This window comes from Rhodococcus sp. AG1013 (assembly GCF_003350365.1).
In the GTDB taxonomy this organism is placed as follows: domain Bacteria; phylum Actinomycetota; class Actinomycetes; order Mycobacteriales; family Mycobacteriaceae; genus Prescottella.
The window spans coordinates 70,309-89,953 of record NZ_QQAT01000003.1 but is presented as its reverse complement, the minus strand read 5'-3'; the positions used below and the strand labels follow the sequence as shown (position 1 = coordinate 89,953).

Here is a 19,645-nt window from a genome sequence, read left to right as displayed (position 1 = left end):
CGGATTTACCTTCCTACAGTGCCGGCAGATGCAGAAGAGCTCGCGCCGAAGACCCCCGACCGGACGGTCGGTCGGTTCGAATGAGGCCTGGATGCGGGGAGGTGTTCGCGGTGCACGTCACCGCTTGAGCGGAACGGGAGGAGAGAGCGCGTTCGGATCGAACGCGCGTGTCACGACAGAGCGAACACCGAGACAGGAATCAACAACAGTCGATGTCGGCGACTGCGAGTCGGCCGACAGCGATCAACGCCAGTTCATGGCGGACCTGGTGCGCGACGACTACAGACACGCGGCAGACTTTAGCAGAGCACGGAACCGACGTCCGAATGGCGCGATCCGCCGGCACGGACGGTCAGCGGGTGAAGTACCAGGCGATGACGACCAGGACGATCAGCGCGATCAGCGCCAAGGTCACGCGTGAGCGCGGCATCAGGAACCCTCCACCTTCGTGTGTGCGTCCACCCGGACGTCGGAATCGGCCGGATCGGGGCGACCGACCGCCGCAAACAGCGCGGACAGCACGCGGTCGAGCGCCCAGGCGATCCCGAAGCAGGCAGGAATCATCACCGCGATCACCAGGACGACCTGGGGGATGAACGGCAGGCCGGCGACCCACAGTTCGGCGCCGTCCCACCAGTTCGCGAGTTGATCCACCCGACCACCCTAGCCGCTGACGAAACGGTGACCGAACACGGCGCATCAGTCGCCATGTTCGGTCACCGGCGGCACGGGAACCCGCGCGGTCCCTACTTCGTCGCGTTCTCGTAGATGACGGCGATACTGCCCGTCCCCTGCTTGAAGAGTTCCGCGTCGACGGCGGACCAGCCGCCGAGGTCCGCGATGGTCCACAACTGCTGCGGCTGCGGGAAGTCGGCCGCGAACTCCTTCGCGACAGCCGGATCGACAGGCCGGAAACCGGCCTCCGCCCACAGCTTCTGTGCCTCCGACGTGTACAGGTAGTCACGGAATGCGGTCGCCTGGGCAATGTTCGGACTGTTCGAGATCACCGCCACCGGGTTCTCGATCTTGAAGGTGGTCGGCGGGGTCACGTGCTCGACCGGATCACCGTTCCGTTCGGTGAAGAGCGCCTCGTTCTCGTAGCTGAGCAGCACGTCACCGGTCCCCTGCAGGAACGTCTCGGTGGCCTCGCGGCCGGACTTCGGCTGCACCTTGACGTGCTCGCCGACCAGCTTGCCGAGGTAGTCGAGACCGGCCTGCGGGTTCTTGCCACCGTCGCTCTTCGCGGCATAGGGGGCCAACAGATTCCACTTCGCCGAGCCGGAGCTGAACGGGTTCGGGGTCACGACCTCGATACCGGGCCGGAGCAGGTCGTCCCAGTCCTGGATGTTCTTCGGGTTGCCCTCACGGACGACGATCGTCACGACCGACCCGAACGGAATCCCCTTGTAGGCGTCGTTGTTCCAGTCCTCGTCGACGAGGCCGGCATCGACGAGGCGAGTGATGTCGGGTTCGACCGAGAAGTTCACGAAGTCGGCCTGCGCGCCGTCCTTGACCTTCCGCGACTGGTCACCCGAGGCCCCGTAGGACGGGTTGAATCGCACCCCCTTGCCCTCCTCGGTCTCGGCAAATGCGGCGGTGACCTTGTCGAATCCCGGCTTGGGAACCGCGTATGCGAACAAATTGATCGTGCCGCCGCTGCCGTCGGCGCCGGTATCGGCGCCACCGACGACGTCACTCGAGCCGCCGCCGCACGCGGTCAGCGCGACTGCGCCGATCGCGGCGAGTGCGGTCAGGAACGAACGGGAACGGTGCCTCATGGATTGCCTTCCTACCAGGCTCACAGGTGCTGTGGATGCCGTACGAGAACCGACCCGGCACATGCCGGGTCGAGAAGAGCGGAACGGAAAACGGAACACTGAAGTCGGAACTCGGACAGATGTCCTGGAGTTGACGGCGTTCGGCACGAGCCGCGCACGGGAAGTTCCCCGCGGCCGGCGGGGAACTGGGGTTACGACAGAGGTGCGGTCGAGACCGGATCTACGCGCAAGCGAACGCCGAGACCCGCATCAGCAACAGTGAATATCCGCAACTGCAAGCCCGCCGACGGCAATCAACGCCAGTTCATGGCGGATGCGGTGAGCGGCGGCAGCAGACACGTCGCCGACGATAGCAGACGTCCGTCCGTAATCGAACAGTCGGAACGATGCCGAAGAACCCGAACAACCCTGCCGGAGACCTCCGCCGAACTGTGGACGCTGACCGACGCACGGGTCGATGATGAGGGGATGACGTCGCAGGCCGAGCAGTCCGTGACCACGCCGATCAGAGATTCCGACGAGGTCGCACCGAGGCGTCGCAGCGTCTTCCCGCCGATCGACGACTACGCCTTCCTCTCCGACTGCGAGACGAACTGCCTGGTCGCACGCAACGGCGCGGTCGAGTGGATGTGCGTCCCGCGCCCCGACTCCCCCAGTGTGTTCGGCGCGATCCTCGACCGTAGCGCCGGACACTTCCAGATCGGACCGTACGGCCAGAACGTGCCGTCTGCGCGGCGCTACCTGCCGGGTGGGCTGATCCTCGAGACCACGTGGCAGACCCAGACCGGCTGGCTGATCGTGCGTGACGCACTCGTGATGGGCCCGTGGCACGCCAACGAACAGCGCTCCCCCACGCGCCGTCGGACACCGTCGGACTGGGACGCCGAACACATCCTGTTGCGGACCGTCAAGTGCGTGAGCGGCACCGTCGAGTTGGAGATGAGTTGTGAGCCGGCGTTCGACTACCACCGCGCCCCGGCGCACTGGGAGTACACCGGAAACGTGTACGAGGAGGCCACCGCCACGTGCCGCACCGCCGCCCCGGGCGAGCAGCCGACGCTGCGGCTGACGTCGAATCTGCGGCTCGGACTCGAGGGGCGCGAGGCCCGCGCGCGCACCCGCATGGTGGAGGGCGACAACGCGTTCGTGGCCTTGTCGTGGTCGGAGCCGACGGCCCCGCAGACCTTCGAGGAAGCCGCCGACAAGATGTGGCAGACCACCGAGTGCTGGAGACAATGGGTGACGATCGGGCGTTTCCCCGACCATCCGTGGCGGAGCCACCTGCAGAGCAGCGCACTGACTCTCAAGGGCCTGACCTACGCACCGACCGGCGCCCTGCTCGCCGCACCCACCACGTCACTGCCGGAAACCCCCGGTGGCGAACGTAACTGGGACTACCGGTACGCATGGGTGCGGGATTCGACGTTCGCGCTCTGGGGCCTCTACACCCTCGGGCTCGATCGTGAAGCCAACGACTTCTTCTCGTTCATCTTCGACGCTGCGCAGTCGGACGACGGCGATCCGGCCCCACTGCAGGTGATGTACGGGGTCGGCGGCGAGCACACCCTCGTCGAAGAGGAGCTCAGTCACCTGAAGGGGTACGACGGGGCCCTGCCCGTGCGGATCGGCAACGACGCCTACAACCAGAACCAGCACGACATCTGGGGAACCCTGCTCGACTCGGTGTACCTGCACGTCCGGTCCCGCGACCAGGTCCCCGAGACGTTGTGGCCGCTGCTCGAGCGGCAGGTCCAGGAGGTCATCGAACACTGGCGTGAGCCGGACCGCGGGATCTGGGAGGTGCGCGGCGAGCCGCAGCACTTCACATCGTCGAAGATCATGTGCTGGGTGGCGCTCGACCGCGGCGTCAAGCTCGCCAACCTGCACGGCGAGAAGGCCTACGCGGCGCGGTGGTCCGAGATCGCCGACGAAGTCAAGGCCGACATCCTCGAGCACGGCGTCGACGAACGCGGGGTATTCACGCAGCGCTACGGGCACCCGTCCCTCGACGCCTCACTGCTGCTGGCACCACTGCTGCGGTTCCTGCCCGCCGACGATCCCCGGATCCGGGCGACGGTCCTGGCGATCGCGGACGAACTCACCGAGGACGGACTCGTGCTCCGCTACCGCGTCGAGTCCACCGACGACGGCCTGTCCGGCAAGGAGGGCACGTTCACGATCTGCTCGTTCCTGCTCGTGTCCGCGCTCGTCGAGATCGGGGAGGTGCAGCGGGCCAGGGACCTGTGTGAACGGCTGCTTTCGTTCGCGAGCCCGCTCAAGCTCTACGGCGAGGAGATCGACCCCAAGAGTGGCCGACACCTGGGCAACTTCCCGCAGGCGTTCACCCACCTGGCCCTCATCAATGCCGTCGTCCACGTCATCCGCGCCGAGGAAACCGGCCACACCGGGACGTTCCAGCCCGCGCACGGCCCTTCGTGATCGTTGCGGAACGGCCGCGAATGTCGGTGGCCTGTGTGACGATCGACGCATGCTGGATCACCTCGGAATCCAATGTGCCGACCCCGCAGCCGGTGCAGCCTTCTACGACGCGGTGCTCGCTCCGCTCGGCGGTGTTCGAATCAAGGAGTACGGACCCGTCATCGGGTACGGCGTCCCGCCGCATCCAGACTTCTGGATCAGCCCGCGGGTACCCGCCGACGCCGGGTTCCGCGAGTCGCACATCGCGTTCGTGGCCGAGTCTCGCGCCGCGGTCGACGCGTTCTTCGCCGCGGCGGTCGAGTCAGGGGCGGAGGTGCTGCACAAGCCGCGTATCTGGCCGGAGTACCACCCGGACTACTACGGCGCATTCGTGCGCGACCCCGACGGCAACAACGTCGAGGCGGTCTGCCACCGCCCGGAGTAGCTGCGCCGACTCAGAACGTCCGGCGGAGCAGACTCTCCGCGTCGGCCGCGATCGCGCGCACCACATCGCCCGCCGGTCGTTCCGACGTCACGAGCCCGGCCGCCTCCCCCGCGTACACAACACCCTGATTGCTGTCCGCCGGATCGTAAGCGGCGGCGAGGGTTTCGTTGTCCGCACCCTTCGCGTGCCACTTCGCGGTGTAGTCGTTGGACAGCGCGCGACCACCCCAGCGGGCCGGCCACGGCTGATCGCGGGCCTGGTCGAAGATCGACGTGTAGACGGTGTCGGCGCTGCCGGCCTCGATCAGCTTCCGCCGCGCATACTCCGGGCCGATCGTCTCGGGGCTCGCGAGCAGAGCGGTGCCGATCATCGCGCCCACCGCACCTGCGGCGATCACCGCCGCCAGGCCGCGGCCGGTGCCGATGCCGCCGGCCGCGAGCACGGGCAGGCTCGTGGCGTCGAGCACCTCCTGCAGCAGCGGCAGCGTGCCGATCCGTCCGGTGTGCCCGCCGGCCTCGCCGCCCTGCGCGATCACGAGGTCGACGCCCGCCCGCTCCACCACACGGAGATCCTCGACGGTGTTGACCTGCGAGACCGCCAATGCGCCGGCTGCGTGCACCCGGTCGACGTAGGGTGCCGGATCACCGAACGACAGCGACACGACACGCGGCTTCTCGGCGAGCGCCGCCTCGAGCAGCGAGTCGTCGGCGTCGAGCGACCACGTCATGAGGCCGATGCCGAGTGGCCCGCCGCCGATCTCGCGGGCGACCGCCGACTCCGCCGCGATCCACTCCGGCGTCGAATAGCGCGCCGCACCGAGCAGCCCCAGCCCGCCCGCCCGAGTGACCTGACCGGCCAGTTCGCCGCCGGCCCGTCCGCCCATCGGGGCACCGAAGATCGGCACCTCCAGCCCGAGCTCACGGGTCAACCAGGTGCCGATCATCGCGTCCCCTCCTACTTGCCCTTGGGCTTGTCCGCCACCGACTCGTTCGACAGCGCCGCGACGAAGGCTTCCTGCGGGACCTCGACGCGACCGATGGTCTTCATCCGCTTCTTGCCCTCCTTCTGCTTCTCGAGCAGCTTGCGCTTACGGCTGATGTCGCCGCCGTAGCACTTCGCGAGCACGTCCTTGCGGATCGCGCGAATGTTCTCGCGCGCAATGATCTTCGAGCCGATCGCGGCCTGGATCGGCACCTCGAACTGCTGACGCGGGATCAGCTCGCGCAGCTTGGTGGTCATCTTGTTGCCGTAGGCGAACGCGGCGTCCTTGTGCACGATCGCGCTGAACGCGTCGACGGTCTCGCCCTGCAGCAGGATGTCCACCTTCACCAGCGCCGCCTGCTGCTCACCCGACTCCTCGTAGTCGAGGCTCGCGTAGCCCTTGGTCCGCGACTTGAGGGCGTCGAAGAAGTCGAACATGATCTCGCCCATCGGCAGCGTGTAGCGCAGCTCGACGCGGGTCTCCGAGAGGTAGTCCATGCCACCGAGCTCACCGCGTCGGGACTGACACAGCTCCATGATCGCGCCGGTGTACTCGCTCGGCGCGATCACGGTGCACTTGGCCATCGGCTCGTACACCTCGCGCACCTTGCCCTCCGGCCAGTACGACGGGTTGGTCACCTCGTGCTCGGCGCCGTCCTCCATCACGACTCGGTAGACCACGTTCGGCGCGGTGGAGATGAGGTCGAGGCCGAACTCGCGCTCGAGTCGGTCCCGGGTGATCTCCATGTGCAGCAGGCCGAGGAACCCACAACGGAAGCCGAAACCGAGGGCCACCGAGGTTTCCGGCTCGTAGGCGAGCGCCGCGTCGTTGAGCCGCAGCTTGTCGAGCGCGTCACGCAGCACCGGGTAGTCGGAACCGTCCATCGGGTACAGGCCCGAGTAGACCATCGGCTTGGGGTCGCGGTAACCGGTCAACGGCTCGGACGCGCCGTTGCGGAAGGTGGTGACCGTGTCGCCGACCCTCGACTGCCGCACGTCCTTCACACCGGTGATCAGATAGCCGACCTCCCCGACGCCCAGGCCGACGGTGGCCTTGGGCTCGGGCGAGATGATTCCCACCTCGAGCAGCTCGTGCGTGGTGCCGGTCGACATCATCGTGATCTTCTCGCGGGGACGGATCTTGCCGTCCACCACACGCACGTAGGTGACGACGCCGCGGTACGCGTCGTACACGGAGTCGAAGATCATCGCGCGCGCCGGACCGTCCGCGTCGCCGACCGGGGCGGGCACCTGCTTGACGACCTCGTCGAGCAGTTCCTTCACACCGACACCGGTCTTGCCGGAGACCCGCAGCACGTCCTCGGGTTCACAGCCGACGATGTGCGCGATCTCCGCGGCGTACCGGTCGGGATCGGCGGCCGGCAGGTCGATCTTGTTGAGCACCGGGATGATGGTGAGGTCCTTCTCCATCGCCAGGTACAGATTGGCCAGAGTCTGCGCCTCGATGCCCTGGGCGGCATCGACGAGCAGCACCGCACCCTCACACGCCTCGAGCGCGCGAGAGACCTCGTAGGTGAAGTCGACGTGGCCCGGCGTGTCGATGAGGTGCAGGACGATCTCTTCGGTCGTGCCGTCCTCGTTCTCGACCGTCCATGGCAGCCGCACGTTCTGCGCCTTGATCGTGATGCCGCGCTCACGCTCGATATCCATGCGGTCCAGGTACTGGGCGCGCATCGCGCGCTCCTCGACGACCCCGGTCAGCTGCAGCATCCGGTCCGCCAGCGTCGACTTGCCGTGGTCGATGTGCGCGATGATGCAGAAGTTCCGGATCTTCGCGGGATCCGTGAATGTTTTCTCTGCGAAGTTGCTGGTCAAGCCCTATTCCCTCGTCTCACTCGCGCACCTACATCGACCCGGTCCGGTTGCCTGTCCCGCACTGGTCCCGCACCAGAACCATATCCACCGCGTCCCGTGCCCGTTCATCATCTCCCGGCCACAGGTGCGCATAGACGTCCAGTGTGACAGCTGGCGACTTATGTCCTAAATACTGAGCCACCATCGGGACCGACGCACCCGCGAAAATCAGCGTCGACGCGAAGAGGTGCCGGAGGTCGTGGAAGCTCTTCCCGTCAGGCAGACCGCAGTCCCGGCGCACGATGACGCGTTGACGGAGAAGGCAGATCCTGGGCCTGATGGGAAGTGATGGTTCGATCGCGATCGGACGCAACGCGGCAATGACGTCCCCGTCAGGAACGGGCCATGTGGTGATTGGCTCCGGGGCAACGGTAACTGTTCCCGTCATAGGGAACGGCTCTGTCGCGATTCGACTCAACTCATCTGCGGGAGCCACCGCGGCAGCAGTCGGCTGCTCTGCTCAGGCGGCAGACAATGCCACTGCTGTCGGATATACGGCAAAAGCGACCGGAACCTACGACACCGCTTTCGGCTTCAGCACCACCGCCAGTTGCGGGTTCGGCGTGGCTCTTGGGCGGAATGCCGCAACGTCTGGCGACCAGAATGGCACGGCCATTGGATCTGGCGCGAAGTCGACCCACGCGAACTGGTCGTGAAGATCGGCGGCACCGACATCGTCATCGCAACCCAGCCATAGGAGCACCATGCAAATCACCTTCGAACTACCCGACGAACACATGCCCCGCGCATACCGAGTCGCCTGCTACAGCCTCGGTGGACACGATCCCGACACTTGCGCCGACCAGGCTGTGCACCTGCAACGGTTCGCACAGAAAATGGCGCTCGAACACGTCGCCTTCACCGAACGCCGGATGGCGGAACAGGAAGCCGTCGATGCACTCGAACCACTGGCATGACAATGGCCCCCACCCTCACCCGAGGAGTGGGGGCCACTTCTGCGTTCACAGGAACGGTTTCGCGTGCCGGTCAGCTAGCGGCGCTCAGTGCACCGGCGATGCCGAGGATAACGAGACCTCCGAAAGCCCAGCTGACAATGCCGGCAATGTTTTCGACCAGCGTGAACTCGGAGAACGAACCCATAGCTAACTCCTTCAAGTGATAGTGGCTGTACGGCAAATTCTGCCGGATGCCGAAAAACTAGCCGCTTGTGCTGGCTGTGTCACGTTGTGGTGTGGGGAGGGTATAGGTGAAATCGGCAAATTGACAGCCTCCCGAAGGTATGGCTGGCCGCCCCACTCAAAGGGGGGTGAGGCGCGCGGGACGGCTGCCGCCGGCTTCCCTCCGTCCACATCGCGCAACCTACGCGCCGGGTCCGACAATCACATCCGAGCCAGCAGCTCCGCCTTCTTCGTCGCGAACTCGTCCTCACCGAGCACGCCCATATCCGGCAGGTCCGCGAGCTTCTTGATCTGGTCGGCAATATCCGGCGCCGCGGCGGCCTGCATCACGATCGGGGCGGGAGCTGACGGAGCCGACGCATCGGCCTTCACCTTCCTGAACGCCTGGATGAACGTCTCAGCGCGGCCGTGCGCAACCTGCTTGATCTCTGCCGAACGGCCCGAAATCGAGATGCTGATGACCTCGCCGCCCATCTTCTTCGCGTGACCCAGTGACCCGATGGCTGAGAACTCGAACTCTTCAACCTGCGCGCCGAAGAGCGACTTGTCGAAGAAGAACAGGCGCTGCGTGGTCAGGACGAGCATGCCCTGCTTGCCGCCATAGACGCCCTGGGCGAGCTCGACGACGCGCTCATCGGTGTGGACGTACTGAGTGAGGGCTGAGGCCGCCTGGAATCCGAAGAACCGGCCCATCTTCACTGGTCCCGCACCAGCGTCGAAAGCGGGCAGATTCAGCCGACTCAACCGAACCTATAAAACAGCGTGACCTGCAGTAATGCGATCATCCCAGGTGGTGGGACTCGCCGTGCACGATGTGCGCGATGATGCAGGAGTTCCGGATCTTCGCGGGATCCGTGAACGTCTTGTCGGCGAAGCTGCTGATTTCCGGGCCCCTTACCTGGACTGGTACCGGCCCGTTGGCGGGCCACTGTCACGGCGCAAGGATGGTCCAATCACACGCAACGCCGATTTCTCGGTGCACGGTCGGCGGCACCGGACACAACTAAGCTCGGGCACCATGGCGAGCACGTGGGGCAGCATCGGCAGAAAGCTGGGAGACTTCGCCGTCGCGCAGGGCCCGAAGCTGCTGAAGCAATTACAGAACTCCGGGACCGTCAAACGCGCGACCGAGGCGATCAGTGGATCCGGACACCCGGGGGTCAAGCCCGGCCGCCCCGTCGCACACTCCTCGGCGCCCACCGCGCACCGCGCCCGCCGGATCGAATACTCCCCCAGCCTCGACGGGCAGGCCGATCCGGGCGAGGTCGTCTGGACGTGGGTCGCTTACGAAGAGGACCCGCGTCAGGGCAAGGACCGTCCGGTCCTCGTCGTCGGGCGGGACGGCCACACATTGCTGGGGTTGATGCTGTCGTCGAACCGCGAGCGGGACGACGACCGCAACTGGTTGGCCCTGGGCACCGGCACGTGGGATTCGGAGCACCGCCCCAGCTGGGTTCGCCTCGATCGCGTCCTGGACGTCCCGGAGGCGGGCATCCGTCGCGAGGGCGCCATTCTCGATCGCCCCCGCTTCGAGGCGATCGCCGCGCGCCTGCGGTCGGACTACAGCTGGAGCTGAGTTCTCGAACAAACGAAAGGAAGGGTCCGCCGCATCCCGTGCGGCGAACCCTTCCGTCACTTATTGCGGTCAGTCGTTGAGACGATCGAATCGACCGAACAGCGCGCGATAGATGACTGCACCGAGCGCGCCGCCGATCAGCGGGAAGACGATGAACAACCACACCTGACCCATTGCACCGTCCTGGAACGGAGCAACCGCGAAGCTGCGGGCCGGGTTGACGGACGTGTTGTCGATCGGGATCGAGATGAGGTGGATCACCGCGAGGGTGAAGCCGATGGAAACACCCGCGAGGGGCACATCCGAAAGCTGATCGGTCGAGGCGAGGACGACGAACACGAGCAGTGCCGTCAGCAGGATCTCGATCGTCATCGCCGCACCGATGCCGTAGCCGGGCTCGATGAGCTTGCCCAGCGGTCCGCTCTCCGCCGACGGACTGTGGATGCCCCAGCCGTTCGCGGCGAGTCCGTCGGTCTTTCGGTCGTAGGTCGGCAGGCTCTGCGCGATCGCATACACCGCCAACCCGGCGAAAAGACCACCGATCACCTGCGCGAGCGCGTACAGGCCGGCCTTGGCTGCGGAGATGCGGCCGAGGATGAAGTGGCCCAACGTCACCGCGGGGTTCACGTGGCATCCCGAGATCGGGCCGATCGAGTAGACGAGGAACATCAGCGTCAGACCGAACGCAAGCGCGATACCGAGCTGACCGACCTTGGCCCCCGCGAAAACTGCAGTACCGATTGCGGAGAAGACGAGCACGAAGGTCCCTACGCCCTCGGCCAGGTACTTCTTCAGATCGGAGATCGGCTCCTTCTCCGCAATCTCCTGTGCCGTGCCCTCAGCCCGGTACTTCTTCAGGCCGGAATTCGACCCCTCGTCCGCAATATCCTTGGCTGTCGACATACACCCACCTCTCGAACCGCGTTGCCTGCGTTGTCGATCGGGACTTTACGTACAAGAAGGTCGGTTTCCCGGGATTTCGGATAGGCCCGAGTCCGAATCGGTATGCGGGAGCGCCGGTTCCGCCACGAAAACGCGAACCGGACGACCGTCGGTTTGAGATCGCCGTGCCGATGCTGGTAGTGTCGTCGGTCGGCGCACCCATGCGCTCAGAGCTTTTCGACAGTAACCAGCAAAGACGACAGGATTTTACGCGTGGCCAATATCAAGTCCCAGGTGAAGCGGATCCGCACCAACGAGCGCAACCGACTCCGCAACCAGTCGGTCAAGTCCTCGCTGCGTACGGCGATCCGTTCCTTCCGCGAGGCCGCGGCAGCCGGTGACAAGGACAAGGCCAACGAGCTCCTCGTCGCCACCAGCCGCAAGCTCGACAAGGCAGCCAGCAAGGGCGTCATTCACGCCAACCAGGCTGCCAACAAGAAGTCGGCGCTTGCGCAGGTCGCCAACTCTCTCTGACAAGTTTCTGACGGTTCCGCCGTCGCAAGCTCTGTAGAAAAGAGCCCCCGATCATCGATCGGGGGCTCTTTTCCGTGCGCGGACGAGGCGGTGTGGAACTCGGACTGGCGGGAGGCGGATCCGGCCGGGACACGACCCCGACCCCGCCCGAATCCGGCCGGTCGGCGCCCGTCAGCGGCCGCCGTGGAGCGCCACGACCCGCTGGACCGCCCACTCGACGGCGAAGTCCGCGTCGGCGGCCTGGCCCTTCACGTCGGCATTGAGCTTGGCGACCACCTGCAGCGCCTCACCGATCGATGCCGGGTCCCACCCGCGCGCCTGTCCCTGCGCTTTCTTGATCTTCCACGGCGGCATTCCCAGCTCCGACGCCATCCGGAACGGGTCGCCCCGGCCGGCCGAGCCGACCCGCGCGATGGTGTGGACCGCGTCGGCGAGGGCATCGGCGAGGAGGACGTGCGGGACACCGCGATGCATGGCCCACCGTAGGGCCTCCATGGCGCCACGCCGATCGCCGGCCACCGCCTTGTCGGCGACATCGAAGCCCGACACCTCGGCCTTGCCGGAGTAGTACCGCTGGACCGCGACGGCGTCGATCTTGCCACCGGTATCGGCCACCAGCTGCGAACACGCAGCGGCCAGTTCACGCAGGTCCGATCCCACGGATTCGACGACCAACTCGATTACCTCGGGCGAGACTCGCACACCCGCGGCACGGAACTCTCCCCGGACGAATTCCACCCGCTCACCGGGCTTGAGCTTGGCGCACTGGTGCACGGTGGCACCCGACTTCTGGAGCACACCTGCCATCGCCTTCGCCCGGCCGGCGCCGGAGTGGAGCACGACCAGCACCACGCCCTCGGGGAGGTCCGCGGCCGCGTCCTGCACGAGGGCCACCGCGTCCTTGCCGGCCTCGGCCGCGGCCTCGAGCACGAGCACCCGATCCTCCGCGAACAGGGAGGGGCTGAGCAGTTCCGCCAACTCCGGAGCACTGGTGTCCCCCGCGCGCAACCGCGAGACCGGAACGTCCTCCGCCGCCGAACCGGCCGCGGCGCGGACGGCGGCGATGACCGAGGCGACCGCCCGCTCGACCAACAACTCCTCGTCACCGAGAACGAGGTGGAGCGATTCGGGCCGCGTAGAGGTGCTCACCGGACGATGGTGCCATGAGAGCGCCCCACCACCGCAAGTGCCCCGGACCCGGACCGAACCACCGCGACGTCGCCGTCGCGGTCGGTTCGCATCGTCACCGCGCCGAGTGCGCCGACCTTCGCGACGATGCCGGGATTGGGATGCCCGAACAGGTTGTCGGCGCCCACGCTCACGACCGCGACCCGGGGCCGGACCGCGGCGAGGAATTCCGGTGCGGTGGTGCGGGATCCGTGGTGCGGCAACTTCAGGACGTCCGCGCGCAGCGACACCCCCGAGCGCAGCAACGCCCGCTGGCCGGACTCCTCCACGTCGCCGGTCAGCAGGATGCGGCCGGCGGGAGTCTCGGCCATGATCACCAGCGAGCCGTCGTTGGCGGCGTCGTCGGCGGCCGCGGGGTCACGCGGCGTCGGGACCAGAGGACCCAGCACCGTCATCCGCAGGTCGGCCACCGTCAGTTCGCGCCCCGGTTCGAGCCGCAGCAGCCCGGCTCCGGCCCGTGAGGCGGCGGCCGACACGAAGCGGAAGCCGCCCCGGGGAAGGTCGGCCGGACCGATCGCCACCGCGCCGACTGCCCGGTCGCCGAGGACGCCGTCGAGTCCGCCGTAATGGTCGGCGTGTAGGTGGGTGATGATCACGAGCGCGATCTCGTCCACACCGAGACGGCGCAGGCACTGGTCCATTGCCCGCGGCTCGGGTCCCGCATCGACGACGACGGCCCGACCGTCGCCCGCCGCCAGGACCAGACCGTCGCCCTGACCGACGTCGCACGCGATGAACCGCCAACCGGCCGCGGGCCATCCCGGCGAGTACAGCCGCGTCGGTACCCATATCGTCGCGACACCGATGCCGAGCGCCAGCAGCATGCGGCGCGAAGATCGGTACCGCATCGCCAACCCCGCCAGCACGACGCCGACCGACACGATCACCGCTCCGGTCAGCCCACCGGCGACGACCACCGTCCCTCCCGGCACCGCCGCGGCCCGGTCCGCCACCTCGAGGAGCCACCACAGCGGCGGGCCCGCGATCCGGACGACGAGGGCGGCCGCCGGGAGCCACACGGACGCCAGGATCGCCGTCACCGCCCCGACGATCGTGATCGGTGCGACCACCGGCGCGACGAGGACGTTCGCGACGATCGACACCACGCTCACCGTGCCCGACATCGCGGCCACGAGCGGTGCGGTCACGACGAACGCCGCCACCGCGACCGCCCACGTCTCGGCGAGCCAACGCGGCCAGCCCCGCGCCCGGAGCCGTTCCACCAACACCGGAGACACCAGCACCAGTCCGGCGGTCGCGGCCACCGACAGCGCGAACCCGAAATCGACAGCGAGCGCCGGAAACAGCGCGAGCAGCACGATCACCGAGCCGGCGAGTGCGGGGATCGCCTGCTTCCGCCGTCCGGTCGTCAACGCCAACAGTGCGATACAGCCCATCGCCGCGGCGCGCAGCACACTCGGGGAGGGCCGGGCGACCACGACGAAGGCAGCCAGCGCCACGCCCGCCAACAGCGCCCCGGCGCGCGGGCCAACCCCGATCCCCCGCACCACCAACAGGACTGCACCGAGGACGATCGAAATGTTCGCGCCGGACACGGCTGTCAGGTGCGAGAGCCCGGCCGCGGTGAACTCGTCCTTCACTTCCTGCGGCAGCGCGGAGACATCGCCGACGACGAGTCCGGGCAACAACCCGGCCTGATCCGCGGGGAGTGCCTCGGCGGTCGCCGTCGCCAGCCGATCACGGATCGCCCCCGCCCAGCGCTGGATCACGGGCGGTGGGCCGACGCCGGACGGCGGACCGGTGGCCCGCACCACGGCGACGGTGAGGTCACTGCGCTGCGGTGTGTCGAGACGACCCCGCAGTGTGAGCCGCTGTCCGGGAAGCAGGGCAGCCCATTCGGGCCCCTCCGCGAACACCAGAACCGCGCCGCCCGCGCGGATCTCCGTTCCGCGGTCGGTGACCGCGCGCAACGACGCCCGGATCATCAGCTGACGCCCGCCCCCGAACCCTGCGCTCCGCAGCGGCTTCGGATCGTCGTCGAGCACCACGGACAGGGTTGCCGAACCACCGGCCTCGGCGCGCTCGGCGAGGGGATGGGCTTCCACGGCGTGGGTGCGCACCGCGATCGCCACCGCAAACCCGGATCCGATCAGCGTGGCCGCCAAGAGACCCGCCGCGATCATCGCCCACCGCGATCCGCGCGCGTCGGCGCCGGTCCGACGGCGCACGAGAATCGGAACGGCCAGCACCGTCCCGACGCACGCGAGGACCACCGCCGCCACCACCGCGCAGCGCCACCCGGCGTGCAGTCCCAGGAGCATGACACCCCAACTCACGAGCGCGGCCGGAACCAGTCTGAGATCGAGCTGGTGCTCCCGCTCCGTCACAGCACCACCAGTTCGCGCAGCTTCGCCAGCCGCGCCGGACCGATACCGTCCACCTCCCCCAGTTGCGCGATGTCGGTGAACTTGCCGTTGGTCTGGCGCCACGCCACGATCGCGGCGGCGGTGACCGGGCCCACCCCCGGCAGCGCGTCCAGCTCCGCCTCCCCGGCGGTGTTCAGGTTGACCTTGGCGACGGCCTTCGCAGTCGCGCCGGGTGTGGCCGCCGCCGCGCTCGCCCCCGAGCTCACGCGGGCGCTGCCGACCGTGACCGGCGCGCCCTCGGCCGGGGCGACCCCCACCAGTATCTGGTCGCCATCGTCGACACGCTCGGCCATGTTGAGCCCCAACACATCCGCGCCGGGTCGCGGGCCGCCGGCCGCGGCGAGCGCGTCGGCGATCCTCGACCCCGGTGGCAGCAGCACCAGACCCGCCTGATTGACCAAGCCCACGACACTCACCACCACCTGGGCAGCCGGTTCCGGGGGTGCGGGCAGCGCCGCCTGTGGGGAGACGCTCTCGGCAACTTCGGTGTCTCCGGCCCCGACGTCCCGGACCTCCACGGCAGGCAGCGGCGGAACCACCTGTGCGGTGGGCCTGTCCCGCCACACCGTCACCGCCGCGATTCCCGCCGCCACCAGCGCGACGACGACGAGCGCCGCGGCACCACGACGACCGGGACTCAGCCGGGCGCCGGGCCAGCGCGGAGACGGACGTTCGGGGCCCGGTTCGGCGGAGAAATCGTCCGCCTCGGTTGCCTCGGCCAGCCACTCGGGAGCCCAGGCGCGTGGGTGCGCCTCCCCCACAGCGTTATCGGAGTCGTCGTCGTGGTCGCGGCCGCTCGACCCGACACGAGCCGACGGCGGCAGCACGGCAGCCGAGGCGAGCCGTCGCCGCACCCGCGCACGATCCTGATCGGTACCCATGACGCCGACGGTAGGGTCCCGCCGCGACGGCGGAACCCCGGAGAGCCCGCCGGAAAGAAATCCTGTGGATCAGAGATCGGCTGTGGATGACGGCCCGGAATCGTGTTCCGGCAGCGCCGCGTCGGCGCCCCCGGGACAGACGACGATGCCGATCGCACCCGGTCCGACGTGCGCGCCGAGCACGGACCCGATCTCGGTGACGATCAGTTCGCTGACATCCGGGATCCGTTCCTTCAGCTGCGCGGCGATCTCCTCGGCACGCTCGGGCGCCTGCGAATGATGCACCGCGATCGCCGCGCGCTCCGCGCCCGCCTGCTCCACGGCCGCATCGACCAGTTTCGCGAGCGCCTTCGTCGAGGTCCGTGTCTTCTCGCGCAGCACCAGCTTGCCGTCGACCAGGTGCAGGACCGGCTTCATCGCCAACGCGGTGCCGAGCAGCGCCGCAGCGGTTCCGATCCGGCCACCGCGTCGCAGATGGTCCAGGCGGTCGACGACGATCGACGTCCGTCCGCGCGCCGCGACCTCGACGGCTCTCTGATACACCGACTTGAGGCTGCCTCCCGCGCGCGCGACCCGCGCCGCGGCCAGCGCCGGGTAACCCAGACCCATCCCCGTCGACTCCGAGTCGACGATGCGGACCATCTCCCCCAGCTTGTGCGCCGCCTGCCGGCCCGCCTCCCACGTGCCCGACAGCTGCCGCGAGATGTGGACGGCCACCACCCCGTCGCCGCAGCTGTCGGCCAACGCCGCCGCATACGCGTCGCCGAGTTCTCCCGGAGACGCGCCCGAGGTGGTCACGCCCGACAGATCGTCCGGGACGTCGTCGATGCCGTCACGCAGATCCGTGCCACCGCTGAGCAGATGCAGCGGGACGACCCGAATGCCGTACCGGTCCACCAGTTCGGGCGACAGACAGGCGGAGGAGTCGGTGACTACGACGACAGGCACGCCACTACCCTATTTCGATCTCGTCGGAGGTGTTCGAGCGACGGACGTTCTTGATCGCGTCGATCATCGCGGCCGCCACCTCCTCGTGCGCGTCCCAGCCCCAATGGATTCCGTCCGGATTCGCACGATCCGAGAAGACGTTCTCCCGCACCGCGGCCGCGAGATCCACCATCGGCACACCCTTGTCCGACGACCATGCCTCGAGGGCACGGACCGCGGGGGCACGCCCGGTGTGCACACGACCGTAGGCATCGCAGCGATGCACGGACGGATAGGTGCCGATCACCGGCAGGTCCGGGCGGATCGCTGCCAACGCGTCGCGGCAGCTCTCCAGGTACTCCACCGACAGCTTGGGCGGCAACGCCACCGGACGTCCCAGCTTCGACAGCCGTGGCTGCAGCCATTGGTAACCGGACCGGACGACGCGCCGCAACGCCGGCGGCCGGATGTAGCGCAGCTGTTCACGCAGCGCCGTCGGCAGCGGTGACGGCAGCGAATCCATGCCGCCGACCGCGAAGACGACGGCACCGGCCTGCGGCACCGCGGCCCACACCCGCGGGTCCTGTGTGATCGCCCACCACGCGTCACGGCTGGTCCAGCCGATGCGCGCGACGAGTTCCACCCGCCAGCCCAGTTCCTTCGCGACCAGGGTCGGCCAGATCCGCGGATGGTCGGCCGGCAGCCCGCCCTTCGGCCCGTAGTAGGCCAACGAGTCGGCGACGACCAGCAGCACCGGCTGCCCCGAGCTGCCACCGACGGCGGGGCCGTCAGAGGACGTCACTGGCCACGCTCGCTGACGCGTTCCACACATCCAATCGCCATACCGGATCTGTCCCCTCCCCGTGTCCGCTGAGCTGCACCCAGCTGGTGTTTCCTAGTCCACCGAGCACCGGCCACCGATCCACCGGCAGGTCGAGCAGTCGCGCCGTGAGCGCGGCGATGAGGCCGCCGTGTGCGACCAACACCAACGGATCCGAACCCCAGGATTCGTACCGTTCGAGCTGATCGAGCACGACGGGCAGGCTGCGGGCCGCGACGTCGATCCGGCTCTCACCGGCGGGCGGCGCCCATTCGGCGTCGGTGCGCCACCGTGCGCGCGCACCGGGCGAGATGACGTCGACGTCGGTGTGGGTGAGGCCCTGCCAGTCCCCCAGGTGGGTCTCCCGGAGCCGGGCATCGGTCTCCACCGGCAACCCGATGTGGTCGCCGAGCGCGAGCGCGGTGTCGTGCGCGCGGCGCAGATCCGACGACACGATCGCGAACGGACGCTTGTCGGCGAGCGCCTGCGCCGCCGTCTTCGCCTGCGCGCGGCCCAGATCGGACAGGTCGGTGTCGAGCTGTCCCTGCATCCGGTCCGACGCGTTGTATTCCGTCTGACCGTGCCGCAGCAGGATCAGACGTTTGACCGCGGGCACCGCCGCGGCCGAGGTCACTGCTCCGGCTCCCCGGCGTCGTCCGCCGGATCGGGCTCGATCGACAGCTGCCGCGGCTCGACACCCTCGACCGGGATCTCCGGGCAGTCCTTCCACAGCCGATCCAGCGCATAGAAGTTGCGCTCGTCGGTGTGCTGGACGTGGACGACGATGTCGACGTAGTCGAGCAGCGCCCAGCGACCCTCACGGGTGCCCTCGCGTCGCACGGGCTTGTGCCCGGCCTCGCGCAGCTTGTCCTCGACGTTCTCGACGATCGCGTTGACCTGACGCTCGTTGGGGGCGGAGGCGATGACGAAACAGTCCGTGATCACCAACTGCTCCGAGACGTCGAGCACCACCACGTCCGAGGCCAACTTCTCGTCGGCCGCCAGTGCCGCGATGCGTGCCATCTCCATGGCGTCGTTCGATGCGCTCACTCAGTGTTCTCCCGGTTCTGCTTGTACTGAAGATTGTGAAGGGTCTGCGGGTGCTTCGCCGGGCGACTGTCGCGCCGGAACCGGCTCGGACATCGTGACCGCACCGTCCAGGCGTGCCACACCGCTCGGCTGGTACAGGTTGCGCTTGCTGATGTACTGGACCACGCCGTCCGGCACGAGGTACCAGACGGGCCGGTGTTCGCTGGCCCGCAGTCGGCACTCCGTCGACGAGATCGCCAGGGCCGGAATCTCGATCAGGGTCACCGCGTCGCGCGGCAGCCGCTCGAGGTGCGACGAGAGGTGCTCGGTGTGCAGCTCGTAGCCGGGCCGCGAGACGCCGACGAACTTGGCGAGCGCGAACAGTTCCTCCCAGTCCTGCCACGACAGGATGCTCTCGAGCGCGTCGGCGCCCGTGATGAAGAACAGTTCGGCGTCGGGATGCTGCGTTCGCAGGTCCCGCAGCGTGTCCACCGTGTAGGTGACCTTGGCTCGGTCCACGTCGACGCGGCTCACCGAGAACCGCGGATTCGACGCCGTGGCGATCACCGTCATCAGGTAGCGGTCCTCGGCGGGGCTGACCTCGCGATCGTCCTTCTGCCACGGCTGACCGGTGGGGACGAAGATCACCTCGTCGAGGTCGAATCGATCCGCGACCTCACTGGCCGCCACGAGGTGCCCGTGGTGGATCGGATCGAAGGTGCCACCCATCACGCCCAGGCGGCGCCGTCGGGTGATCGCTGTCGGCTGCTGCACGATGATCCAGC

At 68.1% G+C, this 19,645-nt stretch carries 23 protein-coding genes and 1 pseudogene; 6 read left to right on the top strand and 18 right to left on the bottom strand.

What is annotated here, in order from left to right:
* Positions 1-199 precede the first annotated feature (199 nt).
* From DEU38_RS29755 to DEU38_RS29750, 4 genes are all read right to left on the bottom strand, one after another.
* Positions 200-289: an Ms4533A family Cys-rich leader peptide gene (locus DEU38_RS29755; RefSeq protein WP_397484315.1), complete on the bottom strand. Its 90-nt coding sequence runs from the start codon at positions 287-289 to the stop codon at positions 200-202.
* A gap of 140 nt (positions 290-429) precedes the next feature.
* Positions 430-654, bottom strand: a complete 225-nt coding sequence (locus DEU38_RS05255) for a hypothetical protein (RefSeq protein ID WP_114719075.1) — start codon at positions 652-654, stop codon at positions 430-432.
* Between the two features lie 92 nt (positions 655-746).
* Positions 747-1,778: a sulfate ABC transporter substrate-binding protein gene (locus tag DEU38_RS05250; protein WP_114719074.1), complete on the bottom strand. Its 1,032-nt coding sequence runs from the start codon at positions 1,776-1,778 to the stop codon at positions 747-749.
* Between the two features lie 249 nt (positions 1,779-2,027).
* Positions 2,028-2,117, bottom strand: a complete 90-nt coding sequence (locus DEU38_RS29750; protein ID WP_368077022.1) for an Ms4533A family Cys-rich leader peptide — start codon at positions 2,115-2,117, stop codon at positions 2,028-2,030.
* A gap of 129 nt (positions 2,118-2,246) precedes the next feature.
* Between DEU38_RS29750 and DEU38_RS05245 the strand changes: the two genes are divergently transcribed.
* Both DEU38_RS05245 and DEU38_RS05240 read left to right on the top strand, forming a co-directional pair.
* Positions 2,247-4,217, top strand: coding sequence for a glycoside hydrolase family 15 protein (locus DEU38_RS05245; protein ID WP_114719388.1), 1,971 nt, complete (start codon positions 2,247-2,249; stop codon positions 4,215-4,217).
* A gap of 49 nt (positions 4,218-4,266) precedes the next feature.
* The gene (locus DEU38_RS05240; RefSeq protein ID WP_114719073.1) at positions 4,267-4,641 is read left to right on the top strand and encodes a VOC family protein; all 375 of its coding nucleotides are present in this window, start codon (positions 4,267-4,269) and stop codon (positions 4,639-4,641) included.
* 10 nt (positions 4,642-4,651) lie between these two features.
* Here DEU38_RS05240 and DEU38_RS05235 read toward each other — a convergent pair whose 3' ends face one another.
* Genes DEU38_RS05235 through DEU38_RS05225 form a run of 3 tightly spaced genes read right to left on the bottom strand, consistent with a single transcriptional unit; the run spans position 4,652 to position 7,885 of the window.
* Positions 4,652-5,584, bottom strand: coding sequence for a nitronate monooxygenase family protein (locus tag DEU38_RS05235; protein WP_114719072.1), 933 nt, complete (start codon positions 5,582-5,584; stop codon positions 4,652-4,654).
* 11 nt (positions 5,585-5,595) lie between these two features.
* On the bottom strand, positions 5,596-7,458 hold the full coding sequence (gene lepA, locus DEU38_RS05230) for a translation elongation factor 4 (RefSeq protein WP_114719071.1): 1,863 nt from the start codon (positions 7,456-7,458) through the stop codon (positions 5,596-5,598).
* Between the two features lie 28 nt (positions 7,459-7,486).
* On the bottom strand, positions 7,487-7,885 hold the full coding sequence (locus DEU38_RS05225) for a tyrosine-type recombinase/integrase (RefSeq protein WP_114719070.1): 399 nt from the start codon (positions 7,883-7,885) through the stop codon (positions 7,487-7,489).
* Between DEU38_RS05225 and DEU38_RS29745 the strand changes: the two are divergent.
* Positions 7,776-8,003, top strand: a pseudogene (locus tag DEU38_RS29745) (hypothetical protein); the annotation flags it as partial. The gene DEU38_RS05225 and the pseudogene DEU38_RS29745 overlap by 110 nt on opposite strands.
* 8 nt (positions 8,004-8,011) lie before the next feature.
* Here the strand turns inward: DEU38_RS29745 and DEU38_RS28985 are convergent.
* Positions 8,012-8,203: a hypothetical protein gene (locus DEU38_RS28985; RefSeq protein ID WP_258557638.1), complete on the bottom strand. Its 192-nt coding sequence runs from the start codon at positions 8,201-8,203 to the stop codon at positions 8,012-8,014.
* Here DEU38_RS28985 and DEU38_RS05215 point away from each other — a divergent pair.
* Entirely contained in the window at positions 8,202-8,414 is a 213-nt protein-coding gene (locus DEU38_RS05215; RefSeq protein WP_114719069.1) for a hypothetical protein, read from the top strand. The two genes, DEU38_RS28985 and DEU38_RS05215, sit on opposite strands and share 2 nt — an antisense overlap.
* 423 nt (positions 8,415-8,837) lie before the next feature.
* Here the strand turns inward: DEU38_RS05215 and DEU38_RS05210 are convergent, their stop codons facing one another.
* Positions 8,838-9,329 carry a PH domain-containing protein gene (locus tag DEU38_RS05210; protein WP_147283455.1) on the bottom strand — a complete coding sequence of 164 codons (492 nt, stop codon included), beginning with the start codon at positions 9,327-9,329 and terminating at the stop codon, positions 8,838-8,840.
* A gap of 325 nt (positions 9,330-9,654) precedes the next feature.
* Here DEU38_RS05210 and DEU38_RS05205 point away from each other — a divergent pair, with 325 nt between their 5' ends.
* Positions 9,655-10,212 carry a type II toxin-antitoxin system PemK/MazF family toxin gene (locus tag DEU38_RS05205; protein ID WP_114719067.1) on the top strand — a complete coding sequence of 186 codons (558 nt, stop codon included), beginning with the start codon at positions 9,655-9,657 and terminating at the stop codon, positions 10,210-10,212.
* 69 nt (positions 10,213-10,281) lie between these two features.
* Here DEU38_RS05205 and DEU38_RS05200 read toward each other — a convergent pair whose 3' ends face one another.
* Complete coding sequence (locus tag DEU38_RS05200; RefSeq protein WP_114719066.1) at positions 10,282-11,115, bottom strand: aquaporin; 834 nt, start codon at positions 11,113-11,115, stop codon at positions 10,282-10,284.
* Positions 11,116-11,367: 252 nt separating this feature from the next.
* Between DEU38_RS05200 and rpsT the strand changes: the two genes are divergently transcribed.
* On the top strand, positions 11,368-11,628 hold the full coding sequence (gene rpsT, locus DEU38_RS05195; RefSeq protein ID WP_114719065.1) for a 30S ribosomal protein S20: 261 nt from the start codon (positions 11,368-11,370) through the stop codon (positions 11,626-11,628).
* A gap of 171 nt (positions 11,629-11,799) precedes the next feature.
* Here rpsT and holA read toward each other — a convergent pair whose 3' ends face one another.
* From holA to nadD, 8 genes are all read right to left on the bottom strand, one after another.
* Positions 11,800-12,777 (bottom strand): DNA polymerase III subunit delta, encoded by a 978-nt coding sequence (gene holA, locus DEU38_RS05190; protein ID WP_114719064.1) that lies wholly within the window; start codon positions 12,775-12,777, stop codon positions 11,800-11,802.
* Complete coding sequence (locus DEU38_RS05185) at positions 12,774-15,164, bottom strand: ComEC/Rec2 family competence protein (RefSeq protein WP_114719063.1); 2,391 nt, start codon at positions 15,162-15,164, stop codon at positions 12,774-12,776. Before DEU38_RS05185 ends, holA begins: the two co-directional genes overlap by 4 nt.
* Positions 15,161-16,084 carry a ComEA family DNA-binding protein gene (locus DEU38_RS05180; protein WP_114719062.1) on the bottom strand — a complete coding sequence of 308 codons (924 nt, stop codon included), beginning with the start codon at positions 16,082-16,084 and terminating at the stop codon, positions 15,161-15,163. The genes DEU38_RS05185 and DEU38_RS05180 overlap by 4 nt, the downstream gene beginning before the upstream one ends.
* Before the next feature lie 69 nt (positions 16,085-16,153).
* Complete coding sequence (locus DEU38_RS05175) at positions 16,154-17,032, bottom strand: DegV family protein (protein WP_114719061.1); 879 nt, start codon at positions 17,030-17,032, stop codon at positions 16,154-16,156.
* A 4-nt stretch (positions 17,033-17,036) separates the two neighbouring features.
* The gene (gene octT / locus DEU38_RS05170; RefSeq protein WP_114719060.1) at positions 17,037-17,813 is read right to left on the bottom strand and encodes a diglucosylglycerate octanoyltransferase; all 777 of its coding nucleotides are present in this window, start codon (positions 17,811-17,813) and stop codon (positions 17,037-17,039) included.
* On the bottom strand, positions 17,800-18,465 hold the full coding sequence (locus DEU38_RS05165) for a histidine phosphatase family protein (RefSeq protein ID WP_114719059.1): 666 nt from the start codon (positions 18,463-18,465) through the stop codon (positions 17,800-17,802). The genes octT and DEU38_RS05165 overlap by 14 nt, the downstream gene beginning before the upstream one ends.
* Positions 18,462-18,881 carry a ribosome silencing factor gene (gene rsfS, locus DEU38_RS05160; protein WP_114719058.1) on the bottom strand — a complete coding sequence of 140 codons (420 nt, stop codon included), beginning with the start codon at positions 18,879-18,881 and terminating at the stop codon, positions 18,462-18,464. The genes DEU38_RS05165 and rsfS overlap by 4 nt, the downstream gene beginning before the upstream one ends.
* Positions 18,882-19,589 (bottom strand): nicotinate-nucleotide adenylyltransferase, encoded by a 708-nt coding sequence (nadD, locus tag DEU38_RS05155; RefSeq protein WP_254623011.1) that lies wholly within the window; start codon positions 19,587-19,589, stop codon positions 18,882-18,884.
* Positions 19,590-19,645: the final 56 nt, after the last annotated feature.